The organism is Cedecea davisae DSM 4568 (genome assembly GCF_000412335.2).
GTDB classification, from domain to species: domain Bacteria; phylum Pseudomonadota; class Gammaproteobacteria; order Enterobacterales; family Enterobacteriaceae; genus Cedecea; species Cedecea davisae.
The window spans coordinates 490,908-507,954 of record NZ_KE161030.1 but is presented as its reverse complement, the minus strand read 5'-3'; the positions used below and the strand labels follow the sequence as shown (position 1 = coordinate 507,954).

The 17,047-nt window shown below is 55.8% G+C and carries 12 protein-coding genes; 10 read left to right on the top strand and 2 right to left on the bottom strand.

The genetic code is table 11. From position 1 onward, the window contains the following. The first annotated feature begins 9 nt into the window (after positions 1 to 9). Genes thiB through thiQ form a run of 3 tightly spaced genes read left to right on the top strand, consistent with a single transcriptional unit; the run spans position 10 to position 3,261 of the window. A complete protein-coding gene (thiB, locus tag HMPREF0201_RS02450; protein WP_016534871.1) occupies positions 10 to 993 on the top strand; it encodes a thiamine ABC transporter substrate binding subunit in 984 nt (327 codons plus the stop codon). Continuing rightward, a complete protein-coding gene (thiP, locus tag HMPREF0201_RS02445; RefSeq protein ID WP_016534870.1) occupies positions 969 to 2,579 on the top strand; it encodes a thiamine/thiamine pyrophosphate ABC transporter permease ThiP in 1,611 nt (536 codons plus the stop codon). The genes thiB and thiP overlap by 25 nt, the downstream gene beginning before the upstream one ends. After that, positions 2,563 to 3,261 carry a thiamine ABC transporter ATP-binding protein ThiQ gene (gene thiQ, locus HMPREF0201_RS02440; protein WP_016534869.1) on the top strand — a complete coding sequence of 233 codons (699 nt, stop codon included), beginning with the start codon at positions 2,563 to 2,565 and terminating at the stop codon, positions 3,259 to 3,261. The genes thiP and thiQ overlap by 17 nt, the downstream gene beginning before the upstream one ends. Here the strand turns inward: thiQ and HMPREF0201_RS02435 are convergent. Beyond that, complete coding sequence (locus HMPREF0201_RS02435) at positions 3,258 to 4,025, bottom strand: DedA family protein (RefSeq protein WP_016534868.1); 768 nt, start codon at positions 4,023 to 4,025, stop codon at positions 3,258 to 3,260. The two genes, thiQ and HMPREF0201_RS02435, sit on opposite strands and share 4 nt — an antisense overlap. A gap of 198 nt (positions 4,026 to 4,223) precedes the next feature. Here HMPREF0201_RS02435 and polB point away from each other — a divergent pair, with 198 nt between their 5' ends. From polB to rluA, 3 genes are all read left to right on the top strand, one after another. After that, positions 4,224 to 6,584, top strand: coding sequence for a DNA polymerase II (gene polB, locus HMPREF0201_RS02430; RefSeq protein WP_039897900.1), 2,361 nt, complete (start codon positions 4,224 to 4,226; stop codon positions 6,582 to 6,584). Positions 6,585 to 6,746: 162 nt separating this feature from the next. After that, complete coding sequence (gene rapA, locus HMPREF0201_RS02425; RefSeq protein WP_016534866.1) at positions 6,747 to 9,653, top strand: RNA polymerase-associated protein RapA; 2,907 nt, start codon at positions 6,747 to 6,749, stop codon at positions 9,651 to 9,653. Between the two features lie 136 nt (positions 9,654 to 9,789). Continuing rightward, positions 9,790 to 10,449, top strand: coding sequence for a bifunctional tRNA pseudouridine(32) synthase/23S rRNA pseudouridine(746) synthase RluA (gene rluA, locus HMPREF0201_RS02420; protein WP_016534864.1), 660 nt, complete (start codon positions 9,790 to 9,792; stop codon positions 10,447 to 10,449). Between the two features lie 28 nt (positions 10,450 to 10,477). Here rluA and djlA read toward each other — a convergent pair whose 3' ends face one another. Further along, the gene (djlA, locus tag HMPREF0201_RS02415) at positions 10,478 to 11,293 is read right to left on the bottom strand and encodes a co-chaperone DjlA (RefSeq protein ID WP_016534863.1); all 816 of its coding nucleotides are present in this window, start codon (positions 11,291 to 11,293) and stop codon (positions 10,478 to 10,480) included. 182 nt (positions 11,294 to 11,475) lie between these two features. On the opposite strand from djlA, the gene lptD reads away from it, so the two are divergent. Genes lptD through rsmA form a run of 4 tightly spaced genes read left to right on the top strand, consistent with a single transcriptional unit; the run spans position 11,476 to position 17,044 of the window. After that, positions 11,476 to 13,890: an LPS assembly protein LptD gene (gene lptD, locus HMPREF0201_RS02410; RefSeq protein ID WP_039897899.1), complete on the top strand. Its 2,415-nt coding sequence runs from the start codon at positions 11,476 to 11,478 to the stop codon at positions 13,888 to 13,890. A 58-nt stretch (positions 13,891 to 13,948) separates the two neighbouring features. Beyond that, positions 13,949 to 15,241, top strand: coding sequence for a peptidylprolyl isomerase SurA (gene surA, locus HMPREF0201_RS02405; RefSeq protein ID WP_016534861.1), 1,293 nt, complete (start codon positions 13,949 to 13,951; stop codon positions 15,239 to 15,241). Beyond that, positions 15,234 to 16,223, top strand: coding sequence for a 4-hydroxythreonine-4-phosphate dehydrogenase PdxA (pdxA, locus tag HMPREF0201_RS02400; RefSeq protein ID WP_016534860.1), 990 nt, complete (start codon positions 15,234 to 15,236; stop codon positions 16,221 to 16,223). The genes surA and pdxA overlap by 8 nt, the downstream gene beginning before the upstream one ends. After that, positions 16,220 to 17,044, top strand: coding sequence for a 16S rRNA (adenine(1518)-N(6)/adenine(1519)-N(6))-dimethyltransferase RsmA (gene rsmA, locus HMPREF0201_RS02395; protein ID WP_016534859.1), 825 nt, complete (start codon positions 16,220 to 16,222; stop codon positions 17,042 to 17,044). The genes pdxA and rsmA overlap by 4 nt, the downstream gene beginning before the upstream one ends. The last annotated feature ends 3 nt before the right edge of the window (positions 17,045 to 17,047 follow it).

The window sequence follows — 17,047 nt, the reverse complement described above, 5'->3', positions numbered from 1 at the left end:
AGGTGCGAAGTGTTCAAAAAATTACTGCCGCTGCTGGCGCTGGTCGCCGCTCCCGTTTTTGCTAAGCCCGTATTAACCGTTTACACCTACGACTCATTTTCCGCCGACTGGGGCCCTGGCCCGGCGGTTAAAAAAGCGTTTGAGGCCGAGTGTAACTGCGAACTGAAATTTGTCGCGCTGGAAGACGGCGTGTCGCTGCTCAACCGCGTGCGCATGGAAGGTAAAAACAGCAAGGCTGACGTGGTGCTGGGGCTGGACAACAACCTGCTGGACGCGGCTTCACAAACTAAACTGTTTGCGCCATCCAATATCGATACCGCTAGCCTGAAAGTGCCCGGCGGCTGGAAAAACAGCACGTTTGTTCCTTATGATTACGGCTACTTCGCTTTTGTTTATGACAAAAACAAGCTGAAAAACCCGCCGAAAAGCCTGAAAGAGCTGGTCGAAAGCGACCAGAAATGGAAAGTGATTTATCAGGACCCACGTACCAGCACGCCGGGGCTGGGTTTGCTGCTCTGGATGCAGAAAGTGTATGGCGACGAAGCGCCAGAAGCCTGGCAGAAGCTGGCGAAAAAAACCGTCACCGTTACCAAAGGCTGGAGCGAAGCTTATGGCCTGTTCCTCAAAGGTGAAGCCGACCTGGTCATGAGCTACACCACCTCCCCGGCTTACCACATCATTGAAGAGAAGAAAGACAACTACGCAGCAGCGGACTTCAGTGAAGGCCACTACCTGCAGGTTGAAGTTGCCGGGCGTCTTGCCAGCAGCAAACAGCCCGAGCTGGCGGAGAAATTTATCAAATTCATTACCACCCCTGGGTTCCAGAACACTATCGCTACCGGCAACTGGATGTACCCGGTAACCGACGTGAAATTACCCGCCGGTTTTGACGGGCTGGTGAAACCGCAAACCACGCTGGAGTTTACGCCTCAGCAGGTCGCGGCCCAGCGGACTACCTGGATTAGTGAATGGCAACGCGCCGTCAGCCGCTGATCCCCGGCTGGCTCTATCCAGGGCTATTTGCCGCCACGCTGGTGGTGGCGGTAGCCCTGGCGGCTTTCCTTGCGCTGTGGTTTAACGCTCCGCAAACGGACGTCTCCGCGCTGCTGCAGGACAGCTATATCTGGCATGTTCTGCGCTTCTCTTTCTGGCAGGCCTTTCTTTCCGCCGCACTCTCCGTTTTCCCGGCTATCTTTTTAGCTCGGGCGCTTTATCGACGGCGTTTTCCAGGCCGTATGGCGCTGTTGCGGCTGTGCGCCATGACGCTGGTGCTGCCGGTGCTTGTCGCGGTATTCGGCATTCTCTCGGTTTACGGGCGCGAAGGCTGGCTGGCAACGCTTTGCGGCTGGCTTGGCCTCGAGTGGCATTTCTCGCCTTACGGCTTACAGGGCATCCTTCTGGCGCATGTTTTTTTCAACATGCCGATGGCCACCCGCCTGCTGCTCCAGGCGCTGAATAATATTCCATCAGAGCAGCGCCAGCTGGCCGCGCAGCTGGGTATGCAGGGCTGGAATTTCTTTCACTTCGTCGAATGGCCGTGGCTGCGGCGGCAAATTCTGCCGGCCGGGGCGCTTATCTTTATGCTCTGCTTTGCCAGTTTCGCGACCGTGCTCTCGCTGGGCGGAGGACCTCAGGCAACAACCATCGAACTGGCTATCTTCCAGGCCCTGAGCTACGACTACGATCCTGCCAGAGCCGCGCTGCTTGCGCTGCTGCAAATGGCTTGCTGCCTTGGGCTGGTGCTGCTCAGCCAAAGACTAAGCAAGGCTATCCCCGTGGGTTCAAGCCAGCTACAAGGCTGGCGAGATCCGCAGGATTCTCTGCGCCGTAAACTGTGCGATGGCCTGCTCATCGGGCTAGCATTGCTGCTATTGCTCCCGCCTTTGCTGGCGGTGATGTTCGACGGAATCAATAGCAGCATGAGCAGCGTGCTCCGGCAGGCCGCGCTCTGGCAGGCGCTCTGGACTTCGCTGCGCATTGCGGTTGCCGCCGGAATTATCTGCGTTGTGTTAACCATGATGCTGCTGTGGAGCTCGCGTGAACTGCGGCTGCGCAAGCGAGTGTTTGCCGGGCAGGCTATAGAACTAAGCGGTATGTTGATTCTGGCAATGCCGGGTATCGTACTGGCTACCGGCTTCTTCCTGCTGCTCAATAATACCGTCGGCCTGCCCCAGTCTGCCGATGCAATTGTCATTTTTACCAATGCGCTGATGGCCATTCCCTATGCGCTGAAAGTGCTGGAAAACCCCATGCGTGACGTAGCGGAACGCTATACGCAGCTCTGCCAGTCGCTGAATATTAGCGGTTTGAATCGCCTGCGGTTTATTGAACTCAGGGCGCTCAAAATCCCAATTTCTCAGGCGCTGGCGTTTGCCTGCGTGCTCTCTATCGGCGATTTTGGCGTGGTTGCGTTGTTTGGCAATGAAGATTTCCGCACGCTGCCGTTTTGGCTGTACCAGCAAATCGGCTCTTACCGCAGCCAGGATGGCGCGGTGACGGCGCTGTTGCTATTACTTCTGTGCTTTATGCTGTTCACTTTGATTGAAAAATTACCGGGACGCGATGCTAACTCTGACTGATGTAACCTGGCTGTATCAGCATTTACCCATGCGCTTTTCTCTCCGCGTTACCGCCGGTGAACGCGTGGCAATCCTTGGGCCAAGCGGCGCGGGGAAAAGCACGCTGCTGAGCCTGGTTGCCGGTTTCCTTGAACCGGCCAGCGGCAGCATCAAGCTGGACGGAAAAGAACATACCCGAACGCCGCCTTCGGCTCGCCCTGTGTCCATGCTATTTCAGGAAAACAACCTGTTCAGCCACCTTAACGTCCGGCAGAACATCGCCCTCGGTATGCACCCCGGTATGAAGCTAAATGCGCAGCAGCAGAGCAGGCTGGTGGCAATGGCAGAGCGCATGGGGTTGCAGAAGATGCTCGATCGTCTGCCGTCCCAGCTTTCCGGCGGCCAGCGCCAGCGTGTGGCGCTGGCCCGTTGTCTGGTGCGTCAGCAGCCTATTTTATTGCTGGATGAACCCTTTTCGGCGCTCGACCCGGCGCTGCGCCAGGAGATGCTACAGCTGCTTGATGAACTGTGTCGGGAGCAGCGGCTGACGCTGCTGATGGTCTCTCATAGCACTGAAGATGCGGCGCGCATTGCCGAACGCAGCCTTGTCGTTATGGACGGACGTATAGCCTGGGATGGGGAAACAAAAACGCTGCTAAGCGGCGAGGCAAGCGCCTCGACGCTGTTGGGTATCGGCCGCTAGTGGGATAAAACCTTCCACAAAATATCCCAGTAAACCGGCATCAGCGGATGCTGAAGCAGCGCCACCAGGCTGCCGATTCCGGCCACCAGCATCAACGGCGCCAGCCAGTGTAAACGCGATCGAGGCAGAAAGCGGGTAAGCCTGTCTGAGCCGCTCTTATCGCTACGATACCAACGCCAGCACAGCCAGGCGGCCAGCCATAACAGCAGCGCCACCGCCAGCAGCAGCCACTTAAAGCTGGCGCTCTTCATATCTGCCGGAATGTCTATCGCCGCGCCGGCCAAAATACCGGGCATAAAATAGAGCGGAGGCCAGAGCAGGCAGCCAATGATATTCGGCGGCAGAAACTTAGCCAGCGGCAAGTCCAGCATTCCGGCAACCATCGGCACCAGCGGCCGCGTCGGGCCAACAAACCGCCCAACCAGAATGGTAAACATGCTGTGCTGATGCAGGGCGTGCTCGGTTTTATCCAGCAGCGCCTTGTTCTTCTTCATAAACGACCAGCGGTGCAGCGGCCCTTTAAAACGCTGCCCCAGCCAGAATGAAATCCAGTCGCCCAGCAGGCAGCCTACAATTCCGGCGCCCCATGCATAGTAAAAATTGACCTGCCCGCTGCCGATAAGCGCGCCAAGCCCCGCCATCATCACCGTGCCCGGCAGGATAAGCCCCACCAGCGCCAGCGACTCAAAGAAGGCCACCAGCATCACCGCGAAAAGCGAATATGCTACTGACTGCGTAATAAAGTGTTCCAGTAAGGCTTCCATAGGCTTTCCGTCGATAAACGAGCGGGGGATTCTCCAGAATTAACGTGATGGCCGTCAAGGTATCATTTATATGAATAAATAATAGCCGGGAAAGTTCCGGATGGTTTGCGGCACCGCTCGACAACACTGTATATAAATGCAGTAATCAGCCGCAAAATGGACTATAATCGAATCACTTTTCCTGAGAGAGAATGCAGCGTGTCTCAAGCTCGTCAGGGGTTTCTGCTGACCAGACACTGGCGGGATACTCCACGCGGAACCGAAGTTGATTTCTGGCTGGCCACCGATGCTGGCCCGCAAAAAGTGCGCCTGCCGCCGCAGGAGTCCGTGGCTTTTATTCCGCAGGCACAGCTGGCGCAGGCGCAGCGTTTGCTGGCAGGCGAAAGCCAGTTCCGCCTCACTCCGCTTGAGCTAAAAGATTTCCACCGTCAGCCGGTGGCCGGTCTTTATTGCCACCAGCACCGCCAGCTCATCAGGCTTGAGAAACTGCTGCGGGACGGCGGCGTAACGGTTTACGAAGCGGACATCCGCCCGCCGGAGCGTTTCCTGATGGAGCGCTTTATCACCGCCCCGGTCTGGTTCAGCGGCCAGCCTCAGGGCGAAGTGCTGCTCGACACGCGCCTGAAGCCGGCCCCGGAATATCGCCCGCCGCTGAAATGGGTATCGCTGGATATCGAAACCAACCGCCACGGCGAGCTTTACTGCATCGGCCTTGAGGGCTGCGGCCAGCGCCACGTCTACATGCTGGGGCCGGAGAACGGCGAGGCCTCCAGTTTGGATTTCACGCTGGAATATGTTGCCAGCCGCCCTCTGCTGCTTGAAAAGCTCAACGCCTGGTTTGCCGAACACGATCCCGACGTCCTGATAGGCTGGAACGTGGTGCAGTTCGACCTGCGGGTGCTGCAAAAAATGGCAGAACGCTATCAGGTACCGCTGCGGCTGGGCCGTGGCAACAGCCTGCTGGAGTGGCGCGAGCACGGTTTCAAGCAGGGCGTATTCTTCGCCCAGATTGCCGGGCGAGTGATCATCGACGGTATTGAAGCCCTGAAATCCGCATTCTGGAATTTTTCCTCTTTTTCTCTGGAAACCGTCTCACGCGAGCTGCTGGGAGAAGGCAAATCTATCGATAACCCATGGGATCGAATGGATGAGATCGATCGCCGCTTTGCCGAAGATAAGCCCGCCCTGGCAACCTATAACCTCAAAGACTGCGAGCTGGTTACGCGGATTTTCCATAAAACCGAGCTGATGCCGTTCCTGCTGGAGCGCGCTTCGGTGAACGGACTGCCGCTGGACAAACACGGCGGCTCGGTAGCGGCATTCAGTCATCTCTATTTCCCGCGTATGCACCGCGCCGGTTATGTCGCACCTAACCTTGGTGAAGTGCCGCCGCAGGCAAGCCCCGGCGGCTACGTTATGGATTCCCGCCCCGGGCTGTACGACTCGGTGCTGGTGCTGGATTATAAAAGCCTGTACCCATCTATCATTCGCACCTTTTTAATCGATCCTGTCGGGCTGGTCGAAGGCACAGCGCAGCCGGACTCCGCGCACGCTGTTGAAGGTTTTATTGGCGGGTGGTTCTCCCGCGAAAAACACTGCCTGCCGGAAATAGTCGGCCAAATATGGCACGGCCGAGACGAAGCAAAACGCCGGGGCAATAAACCTCTGTCCCAGGCGTTGAAAATAATCATGAACGCCTTTTATGGCGTGCTGGGCACCAGCGCCTGCCGCTTTTTCGATCCCCGTCTTGCCTCATCGATCACCATGCGTGGACATGAGATCATGCGCCAGACCAGGGAATTAATAGAAGCCTGCGGGTATGACGTGATTTATGGCGATACGGATTCAACCTTTATCTGGCTTAAAAAGGCACACACCGAGCAGGATGCCGCGCGCATCGGTAACCAACTGGTTGAGCACGTTAATAACTGGTGGCGCGAGCACCTGAAGAACACACAAAACCTCAGCTGTGCGCTGGAGCTGGAGTACGAAACCCATTTCAGCCGTTTCCTGATGCCGACCATCAGAGGAACGGATCAAGGCAGTAAAAAACGCTATGCCGGGATGATTCAGGAGGGCGACGCTCAGCGCATGGTGTTCAAGGGGCTGGAAACGGTGCGCACGGACTGGACGCCCCTCGCCCAACAGTTCCAGCAAACGCTGTACCTGCGGATTTTCCGCAACGAGCCCTATCAGGATTATATTCGTGAGACGATTGCCAGCCTGATGGCGGGCGAGCTGGACACCCAGCTGATTTATCGCAAAAGGCTGCGCCGCCCGCTAAGTGAATACCAGAAAAATGTCCCGCCTCACGTCCGCGCCGCCCGACTTGCCGACGAGCATAACCAGCGGCTTGGGCGCCCGACGCAGTACCAAAACCGCGGTACAATAAAATATGTGATGACGCTAAACGGCCCCGAACCTGTGGATTACCAGCAGGCCCCTCTGGATTACGATCATTACCTGACGCGCCAGCTACAGCCGGTGGCCGAAGGGATTTTGCCCTTCCTTGAGGATGACTTTGCTACACTGATGACGGGGCAAATGGGGCTATTTTAATAGACTCGGGGTGTGACAAGCAGGTGACGAATCCGTTGCCATCCAGTACCATAGCGCCCTTCTCCGAATCCATAGACCCAATTTTAAACGACTGCGCCCCTTGTGCGCGGTAGTCATGCTATTGCCTGCAAATTTAAGTCACTGAAATAGAGCCGAAAACTTATGCCTTTTATACTTGGTCAACGTTGGATCAGCGATACCGAAAGCGAACTGGGACTGGGAACCGTTGTGGCGCTCGATACGCGCATGGTTACTCTGCTATTCCCGGCAACGGGTGAAAATCGTCTGTATGCCAGAAATGACTCGCCTATCACCCGCGTGATGTTTAACCCGGGCGACATCATTACCAGCCATGAAGGCTGGCAGCTAAAAGTTGATGAAGTTAAGGAAGAAAAGGGTTTACTCGCCTACCTTGGTACCCGCCTCGACACCGAAGAACAAAGCGTTCTGCTGCGCGAAGTGTTTCTCGACAGCAAGCTGGTGTTCAGCAAGCCTCAGGATCGCCTGTTTGCCGGGCAAATCGACCGCATGGACCGTTTTGCGCTACGTTTTCGCGCGCGCAAATATCAGAGCGAACAATCTCGCCAGATCTGGAGCGGACTGCGCGGCATGCGCACCAGTCTTATCCCGCATCAGCTGAATATTGCCCATGATGTAGGCCGCCGCCATGCGCCGCGCGTCCTGCTCGCCGATGAAGTTGGCCTGGGCAAAACCATCGAAGCCGGGATGATAATCCACCAGCAGCTTCTGGCAGGCAGCGCCGAGCGCGTAATTATTGTGGTGCCGGAAACCCTGCAACACCAGTGGCTGGTTGAAATGCTGCGCCGCTTCAACCTGCGTTTCGCCCTGTTTGATGACGAACGCTATGCCGAAGCCCAGCACGACAGCAGCAACCCGTTTGACACCGAACAGCTGGTCATCTGTTCGCTCGACTTTGTGCGCCGCAGCAAACAGCGCCTTGAAAACCTGTGCGAAGCGGAATGGGATCTGCTGGTTGTCGATGAAGCCCACCATCTGGTGTGGAGCGAAGACGCACCGAGCCGCGAATACCAGGCCATCGAACAACTGGCCGAACACGTACCCGGCGTGCTGCTGCTGACGGCAACGCCGGAACAGCTGGGAATGGAAAGCCACTTTGCGCGTCTGCGCCTGCTTGATCCTAACCGCTTCCATGACTTCGAGATGTTCGTTGAAGAGCAGCAGCATTACCGTCCGGTTGCGGACGCCGTTGCTCTGCTGCTGGCGGGCGATCGCCTGACTGACGAGCAGCTCAACACCATGGGCGAGCTTATCGGCGAGCAGGATATCGAGCCGCTGCTGCAAACCGCCAATAGCGATCGCGAAGGCAGCGAGGCCGCTCGTCAGGAGCTGATCTCTATGCTGATGGACCGCCACGGCACCAGCCGCGTGCTGTTCCGTAATACCCGTAACGGCGTGAAAGGCTTCCCGAAACGCGAACTTCATACCATTCGCCTGCCGCTGCCAACGCAGTATCAAACGGCGATTAAAGTTTCCGGCATCATGGCGGCGCGCAAGTCCGTTGAGGAACGCGCCCGCGATATGCTTTATCCGGAGCAGATTTATCAGGAATTCGAAGGCGATACCGGCACCTGGTGGAACTTCGATCCGCGCGTCGAATGGCTGATGGGCTACCTGACCAGCCACCGCTCGCAAAAAGTGCTGGTTATCTGTGCCAAAGCCGCCACCGCGCTACAGCTTGAGCAGGTTCTGCGCGAGCGCGAAGGCATTCGTGCCGCCGTGTTCCATGAAGGCATGTCAATTATCGAACGCGACCGCGCAGCCGCCTGGTTTGCGGAAGAAGACACCGGCGCTCAGGTCCTGCTGTGCTCCGAAATCGGCTCTGAAGGGCGTAACTTCCAGTTTGCCAGCCAGCTGGTGATGTTTGACCTGCCGTTTAACCCGGATCTGCTGGAACAACGTATTGGCCGCCTCGACCGTATCGGCCAGGCGCACGATATCCAGATCCACGTTCCTTATCTGGAAAAAACCGCGCAGTCGGTACTGGTAGACTGGTATCACGCGGGCCTGGATGCCTTCGAGCATACCTGCCCGACCGGCCGCACCATTTACGATAGCGTCTACCCGCAGCTTATCGAGTACCTTGCCGCCCCGGAAAACACCGAAGGCTTTGATGGCCTGATTAAACAGTGCCGCGAGCAGCACGATGCGCTGAAAACTCAGCTTGAACAGGGCCGTGACCGCCTGCTGGAGATCCACTCCAACGGCGGCGAAAAAGCCCAGGCGCTGGCGCAGGCAATTTCCGAGCAGGATAACGATACCAACCTCGTAAGCTTTGCGATGAACCTGTTCGACATCGTCGGTATCAACCAGGACGATCGTGGCGACAACATGGTTGTACTGACGCCGTCCGACCATATGCTGGTGCCGGACTTCCCGGGCCTGCCGGAAGATGGCTGCACCATTACCTTCGAACGTGATGTGGCGCTTTCGCGCGAAGACGCGCAGTTTGTTACCTGGGAACACCCGATCATCCGTAACGGCCTGGATCTGATCCTTTCCGGCGATACCGGGAGCTGTGCCCTGTCTCTGCTGAAGAACAAGGCGCTGCCGGTAGGCACGCTGCTGCTTGAGCTGGTCTACGTTGTTGAAGCGAAAGCGCCTAAACAGCTACAGCTTAACCGCTTCCTGCCGCCAACGCCGGTGCGTATGCTGGTTGATAAAAATGGCACCAACCTTGCGGCACAGGTGGAGTTTGAAAGCTTCAACCGCCAGTTGAGTGCGGTTAACCGCCACACCGGCAGCAAACTGGTCAATGCGGTACAGCCCGACGTTCACGCGATTCTGCAACTGGCCGAAGAGAAAGTCGCCAGCGCTGCACGGGAGCTGATCGACTCTGCTCGCGAAGAAGCCGATGAGAAACTGAGTGCGGAACTGTCACGTCTGGAAGCGCTGAAGGCGGTCAACCCTAACATCCGTGATGACGAACTTGCGGCAATTGAAAGCAACCGTCAGCAGGTGATGGAAGCCCTGAGCCAGGCTAACTGGCGCCTGGATGCGCTTCGCCTGATTGTCGTTACCCATCAGTAAATAGACGTCGCTTTACTCAAACCATTCGAGTTGTAGCAAAGCGGCAAAAGAAAGCATTCCCGGTCGCTGACTTGAGCCAGTGACCGGGATAAACAAGAGCAGCAAACGCAGCTGTGACTTGAAGGATGCAGAGTAAATGTTGATGGAACCGTACAACCCGCCAACTGAACCGTGGCTGCACATCCTTTACCAGGATGAGCACATCATGGTGGTCAACAAGCCCAGCGGCCTGTTGTCGGTTCCCGGGCGTCTTGAAGAGCATAAAGACAGCGTAATGACGCGCGTCCAGCGCGACTATCCGCTGGCAGAATCGGTCCATCGGCTTGATATGGCGACCAGCGGCGTTATTGTAGTGGCGTTGACCAAAGCGGCCGAGCGTGAACTCAAACGCCAGTTTCGCGAGCGCGAGCCGAAGAAGCAGTACGTGGCTCGCGTTTGGGGCCATCCGCAGCCGGAGAAAGGCATGGTGGATTTGCCGCTGATTTGCGATTGGCCAAATAGGCCTAAGCAGAAGGTGTGCTACGAAACAGGGAAAGCGGCTCAGACGGAATATCAGGTGCTGGAATACGCGGCGGATAATTCCGCCCGCGTACAGCTAAAGCCGATTACCGGGCGCTCGCACCAGCTGCGTGTCCATATGCAGGCGCTCGGGCACCCGATCCTTGGTGACCGCTTCTACGCCACGCCTGAGGCGCTGGCAATGGCACCTCGTCTGCAACTGCATGCCGAAATGCTTACCATAAGCCACCCAAGCTTCGGTACGCCAATGACGTTTAAAACACCTGCTGACTTTTGACTAAAAGCCTCCGAATGGAGGCTTTTTTCTACTTGAACCCTTTCGTCGTTTTAATCAGATCGTAAGCACCCTGAATTTCCTGCGCTTTCTGCTTCGCCATCTGCATCATTTCCGGCGGTAACCCTTTTGCCACCAATTTATCCGGATGATGCTCGCTCATCAGCTTACGGTAGGCACGCTTGATAACCGTCGGCTCATCGGAGCTTTTCACCCCTAGTACATTGCAGGCGTCCTCAAGCGTTGGCCCCCGCTGCTGCTGAGAGAAGCCGCCCTGTGACTGCTGCTGATACTGCCCGCCGCCAAACTGCTGGCCGCCCTCCATCATGCGCAGGAACTGGTCAAACTGGCCGCGAGAAATCCCCAACTCTTCGGCAATGACATACAGCACCTGCCGCTCATTCGGATGCAATGAACCGTCGGCGAACGCCGCCTGGATTTGGATTTCCAGAAACATCCGAATAAGATCGGAGCGGCCAAAGCACACGGTGCGCATCTGACGCATTTTTTCACGCAGCGGGTAGCCATTCTCTTTACCGTCCCGGAAGGCTCTTTGCGCCGCAGCGCGCGCTTCACCGTGGAGCTGCATGCGGTCCATAAGTAAAGAAGCGATTTGGATATCCGCCTCGGTTACTCTGCCTTTCGATTTGGTGAGATGCCCCATCACTTCAAAAGTGGTAGAAAAAAACAGCGCCTGACGCTGCTGCTGGTTGGCAAACCAGGCGCCACGGCGGCTGCGCGCCTTATCGAACATATGGCCGATAAGAAAACCAATCACCACACCCCAGAAGCCGCCGCCCGAGATTAACCCCAAAGCAACACCCACTACTTTTCCCCAATACCGCATATACTCCCCAAATCGTCATGCCGTCGTCTAGAATTTGCTTTATCATACCCGCCATTGATAGCGGTGCCTAACGGCATCCTGCTGAACGGGCTGGATTAACACTAGCGCTGTGGTGATGAGTACGTTAGTCTCTGACCGTTTGCCTTCGCTATACCCTGATGACGGAACAACAAATAACACGTATGAAAAAACGTATTCCCACCTTGCTGGCCACCCTGATTGGCTCAGCGCTTTATAGCCAACAAGGTATGGCTGCCGACCTTGCCTCGCAATGTATGCTGGGTATCCCAAGCTACAACCGTCCTTTGGTTCAGGACGATGGCAACAGCCTTCCGGTAACTATCCAGGCCGATCATGCCAAAGGAAATTACCCGGATAATGCCGTATTTACCGGCAATGTTGACATTCAGCAGGGGAATAGCCGTCTGCAGTCTGACGAAGTCCAACTGCATCAGAAGCAGGTTGAAGGCCAGCCGGAACCGGTACGCACCGTCGATGCCTTAGGTAATGTGCATTACGACGATAATCAGGTCATCCTGAAAGGTCCGAAAGCGTGGTCGAATTTAAATACCAAAGATACTAACGTCTGGAGCGGTGATTACCAGATGGTAGGCCGCCAGGGTCGCGGAACTGCGGACCTGATGAAGCAGCGCGGCGATAACCGCTACACCATCCTCGAGAACGGGACGTTTACCTCCTGCCTGCCCGGCTCCAATACCTGGAGCGTGGTAGGAAGCGAAGTTATTCAGGACCGTCAGGAAGAAGTCGCCGAGATCTGGAACGCCCGCTTTAAGCTCGGCCCGGTGCCGGTCTTTTATAGCCCTTATCTGCAGTTGCCGATTGGTGACAAACGTCGCTCAGGCTTCCTGATCCCAAGCGCTAAATACAGCACCAACAACGGCCTTGAGTTCACGCTGCCGTACTACTGGAACATTGCGCCGAACTTCGATGCCACCATTACGCCGCACTACATAGGCAAGCGCGGCGGCATTCAATGGCAGAACGAGTTCCGCTATCTGACCCAGGCGGGTACAGGCTTGATGGAGTTTGATTACCTGCCGTCAGACGATGAGTACAAGAACGAACCTGGCGTCGATTCAGGAGCAAAAGACCGCCGCTGGCTGTTCTACTGGAACCACAGCGGGGTGATGGATCAGGTATGGCGCTTTAACGTCGATTACACCAAGGTTAGCGACTCCCGCTACTTTAACGACTTTACCTCTAAGTACGGATCCAGCACCGACGGCTACGCGACGCAAAAATTCAGCGTCGGTTACGCTAACCAGAACTTCGACGCGACATTGTCCGCTAAACAGTTCCAGGTCTTTGCTAATCAGCTTGGCGGAAGCACCAGCTCTTACCGTGCAGAGCCGCAGCTGGACGTTAACTTCTACCAGAACGATGTTGGCCCATTTGATACCCGTATTTATGGCCAGGCGGTTAAATTCACCAACGTGAATGACAATATGCCGGAAGCCACACGTCTGCACCTGGAACCGGTTATCAACCTGCCGCTGTCGAACGGCTGGGCCAGCCTGAATACCGAAGCTAAGCTGATGATGACCCATTATCAGCAGGACAATATCGAGAAATATAAAACCTATACCACTGCTCAATATAATTCAGTCCCAACCTACGGGCCTTATCAACAGGCTCGAGACTCTGCAAACAGCTTAGAATCAACGGTCAACCGCACGCTGCCGCAGTTTAAAATGGACGGCAAGCTGATCTTCGACCGCGATATGGACTCCGTAGCCGGCTGGACTCAGACCCTGGAGCCGCGCGCCCAGTATCTGTACGTGCCTTACCGCAACCAGAGCAACATCAATAACTACGACTCCTCGCTCTTACAGTCGGACTACAGCGGGCTGTTCAGGGACCGTACCTACGGCGGCCTGGACCGCATTGCTTCCGCCAACCAAATGACTACCGGCGTCACTTCTCGCGTTTATGATGATGCTTCGGTTGAACGTTTTAATATCTCCGCTGGTCAAATCTACTATTTCACCCAGTCCCGTACCGGAGATGACAACATCAACTGGGAGAAAGATAAGAAAACGGGCTCTATGCTCTGGGCCGGTGATACTTACTGGCGTATGACCGATCGCTGGGGTCTGCGCGGCGGCGTGCAGTATGACGCGCGCCTGGGCAATGTTGCAAATGGCAGTGGTGCCATTGAGTACCGCCGAGACACGGATCGTATAGCGCAGTTAACCTACCGTTATGCCAGTCCGGAGTATATTCAGGCAACATTGCCTACTTACTCTTCTTATGAGCAATATAAAGAAGGGATCTCGCAGGTAGGTATGGTAGCCAGCTGGCCGATAGTCGATCGCTGGTCGGTAGTCGGGGCTTACTACTATGATACCAATGCCAGACAGTCCGCTGACTCTATGTTTGCCGTCCAATACAGCTCTTGTTGCTATGCAATTCGTGTTGGTGTCGAACGTAAAATCAACGGCTGGGAAAATAACCAAAGCAAATACGATAACGTAATCGGCTTTAACATCGAGCTACGCGGCCTTAGCTCCAACTATGGCCTGGGTATCCCGCAGATGCTGCGTTCTAACATTCTGCCGTACCAAAGCTCGATGTAATTCACTTTGACGAATACTCTAAATAATCCGCTTTGCGGCTAAGTAAAATGGAAAAAGTATGAAGAACTGGAGAACGCTGCTTCTTGGTGTCGCACTGGTGGCAAACACGGCTTTTGCTGCCCCACAGGTTGTCGACAAAGTAGCCGCCGTAGTCAATAACGGCGTAGTCCTTGAAAGTGATGTTGATGGCTTAATGCAGTCGGTGAAAATGAATTCACGGGATGCGGGCCAGCAGCTTCCTGACGATGCTACCCTGCGTCACCAAATTCTTGAACGCCTGATTATGGACCAAATCATCCTGCAGATGGGCCAGAAAATGGGCGTCAAGATTACCGACGATGAGCTCGATCAGGCTATCGCCAACATCGCCAAACAGAACAATATGACCATGGATCAGATGCGCAGTCGTCTGGCCTATGACGGCGTGAACTACAACACTTATCGCAGCCAGATTCGTAAAGAGATGACGATTTCGGAAGTGCGTAATAACGAAGTTCGCCGCCGCGTAACTATCCTGCCTCAGGAAGTGGACTCTCTTTCCCAGCAGGTTGGCAACCAGAACGACAGCAGCACCGAGCTGAACCTCAGCCACATCCTGATTGCTCTGCCGGAAAACCCAAGCTCTGCTCAGGTTGACGATGCGGAAAAACAGGCGCGTAACGTAGTTGAACAGGCTCGCGGCGGCGCCGACTTCGGCAAGCTTGCCATCAGCTATTCTGCCGATCAGCAGGCGCTGAAAGGCGGCCAGATGGGCTGGGGCCGTATCCAGGAGCTGCCTTCTATCTTCGCGCAGGCATTAAGCACCGCGAAAAAAGGCGATATCATCGGCCCAATTCGTTCCGGCGTTGGCTTCCACATCCTGAAAGTTAACGATCTGCGCGGCCAGAGCCAGAATATTTCGGTTACGGAAGTTCATGCTCGCCATATCCTGCTGAAAACCTCGCCTATCATGAACGATGCCCAGGCGCGTCAGAAGCTGGAGCAGATTGCCGCCGATATTAAGAGCGGAAAAACCACTTTTGCCGCTGCGGCAAAAGAGTTCTCCGACGATCCTGGCTCTGCGAACCAGGGCGGTGACCTGGGCTGGGCGGCAACGGATATCTACGATCCTGCCTTCCGCGATGCCCTGCAGAAGCTGAATAAAGGCCAGATGAGCGCTCCGGTGCACTCTTCCTTTGGCTGGCACCTGATTGAACTGCTGGATACCCGCAAAGTGGACAGAACCGATGCCGCACAGAAAGACCGTGCTTACCGCATGCTGTTCAACCGCAAGTTCTCTGAAGAAGCGCAAACCTGGATGCAGGAACAGCGTGCCAGCGCTTACGTGAAAATCATAGGCAGCAATGGCTAACATTTCTCGTGTGACCATCACTCCCGGCGAACCCGCCGGGATTGGTCCCGACCTGGTCGTCGCGTTGGCGCAACGCGACTGGCCCGTTGAACTGGTCGTCTGCGCTTCCCCGGATCTTTTACTCGATCGCGCCGCTCTGCTCGGCCTTCCCCTTACCTTAATGCCTGTGCAAGCCGGTGCACCCGCTATACCCCAGGCTGCCGGTACGCTCACCGTGTTACCCGTTGAACTCCGTGCGCCGGTGGTTCCAGGGCAGCTCGACGTGCGTAACAGCGCCTATGTGGTCGAGACGCTGGCTCGCGCCTGCGACGGCTGTATGAGCGGGGAGTTTGCCGCGCTGATAACCGGCCCGGTACACAAAGGTATAATCAACGATGCCGGTATTCCTTTTATCGGCCATACCGAATTCTTTGAAGAACGCTCCCATAGCGAAAAAGTCGTGATGATGCTGGCAACGGAGGAGCTGCGCGTTGCGCTGGCCACCACCCACCTGCCGCTGAAAGCGATTTCTGACGCCATTACGCCAGATTTACTACGCCAGATAGTCACCATCCTGTATCATGACCTGCAAACCAAATTTGGTATCCCGCAGCCGCACGTTCTGGTCTGTGGTCTCAACCCGCACGCCGGGGAAGGTGGCCATATGGGCACCGAAGAGATAGACACCATTATTCCGGTGTTAAATGAGATGCGAGCTTTGGGAATGCACCTTTCTGGCCCGTTACCGGCAGATACGCTATTCCAGCCCAAATACCTCGACCACGCCGATGCTGTGCTGGCGATGTACCACGATCAGGGGCTGCCGGTGTTGAAATACCAGGGCTTCGGCCGAGCGGTAAATATCACGCTGGGATTACCTTTTATCCGCACTTCGGTTGACCACGGCACTGCGCTTGAACTTGCAGGCCAGGGTAAAGCCGAAGTCGGCAGTTTTATTACGGCGCTTAATCTCGCCATCAAAATGATTACTAATAGTCAATGAATACTCGAGTCCACCAGGGCCACCTTGCCCGCAAACGTTTTGGACAAAACTTCCTTAATGATCAGTTCGTTATCGACAGTATTGTCTCCGCTATCAACCCACAGCCCGGCCAGGCAATGGTCGAAATCGGGCCAGGCCTCGGTGCATTAACCGAGCCGGTGGGTGAGCGCATGGATAAAATGACCGTTATCGAACTGGACCGCGATCTCGCCGCCCGTTTGCAGACGCATCCGTTCCTTGCCCCTAAGCTGACGATTTATCAGCAGGATGCGATGACAATGGACTTCGGTGCGCTTTCGCAGGAAATCGGCCAGCCGTTGCGCGTCTTCGGCAACCTGCCGTATAACATCTCTACGCCGCTGATGTTCCATCTCTTTACCTATACTGATGCTATTGCAGACATGCACTTCATGCTGCAAAAAGAGGTGGTTAACCGCCTGGTCGCCGGGCCAAACAGCAAAGCGTATGGCCGCCTGTCGGTGATGGCGCAGTATTACTGCAACGTTATCCCGGTGCTGGAAGTGCCGCCTACGGCGTTCACCCCGGCGCCAAAAGTAGACTCAGCCGTAGTGCGCCTGGTCCCTCATGCAACTTTACCGCACCCGGTAAAAGAGCTGCGTGTTCTGAGCCGCATCACGACAGAGGCGTTTAACAAGCGTCGTAAAACCATTCGCAACAGCCTGGGCCATCTGTTTAGCCCGGAGGTCATGGCGGAGTTGGGAATTGATGCGACGCTGCGTGCGGAAAATATTTCCGTTGCTCAATATTGCAAGCTTGCAAACTATCTGGCTGACAACCCTCAGCAGCCGTCGGAGAGCTAAACC

Excerpts from the sequence above, each read along its gene's own strand:
- pdxA (WP_016534860.1), top strand. The coding sequence starts at position 15,234 with ATGGCTAACATTTCTCGTGTGACCATCACTCCCGGCGAACCCGCCGGG.
- lptD (WP_039897899.1), top strand. The coding sequence starts at position 11,476 with ATGAAAAAACGTATTCCCACCTTGCTGGCCACCCTGATTGGCTCAGCG.
- rapA (WP_016534866.1), top strand. The coding sequence starts at position 6,747 with ATGCCTTTTATACTTGGTCAACGTTGGATCAGCGATACCGAAAGCGAA.
- surA (WP_016534861.1), top strand. The coding sequence starts at position 13,949 with ATGAAGAACTGGAGAACGCTGCTTCTTGGTGTCGCACTGGTGGCAAAC.
- HMPREF0201_RS02435 (WP_016534868.1), bottom strand. The coding sequence starts at position 4,025 with ATGGAAGCCTTACTGGAACACTTTATTACGCAGTCAGTAGCATATTCG.
- thiP (WP_016534870.1), top strand. The coding sequence starts at position 969 with ATGGCAACGCGCCGTCAGCCGCTGATCCCCGGCTGGCTCTATCCAGGG.
- rluA (WP_016534864.1), top strand. The coding sequence starts at position 9,790 with ATGTTGATGGAACCGTACAACCCGCCAACTGAACCGTGGCTGCACATC.
- djlA (WP_016534863.1), bottom strand. The coding sequence starts at position 11,293 with ATGCGGTATTGGGGAAAAGTAGTGGGTGTTGCTTTGGGGTTAATCTCG.
- thiQ (WP_016534869.1), top strand. The coding sequence starts at position 2,563 with ATGCTAACTCTGACTGATGTAACCTGGCTGTATCAGCATTTACCCATG.
- rsmA (WP_016534859.1), top strand. The coding sequence starts at position 16,220 with ATGAATACTCGAGTCCACCAGGGCCACCTTGCCCGCAAACGTTTTGGA.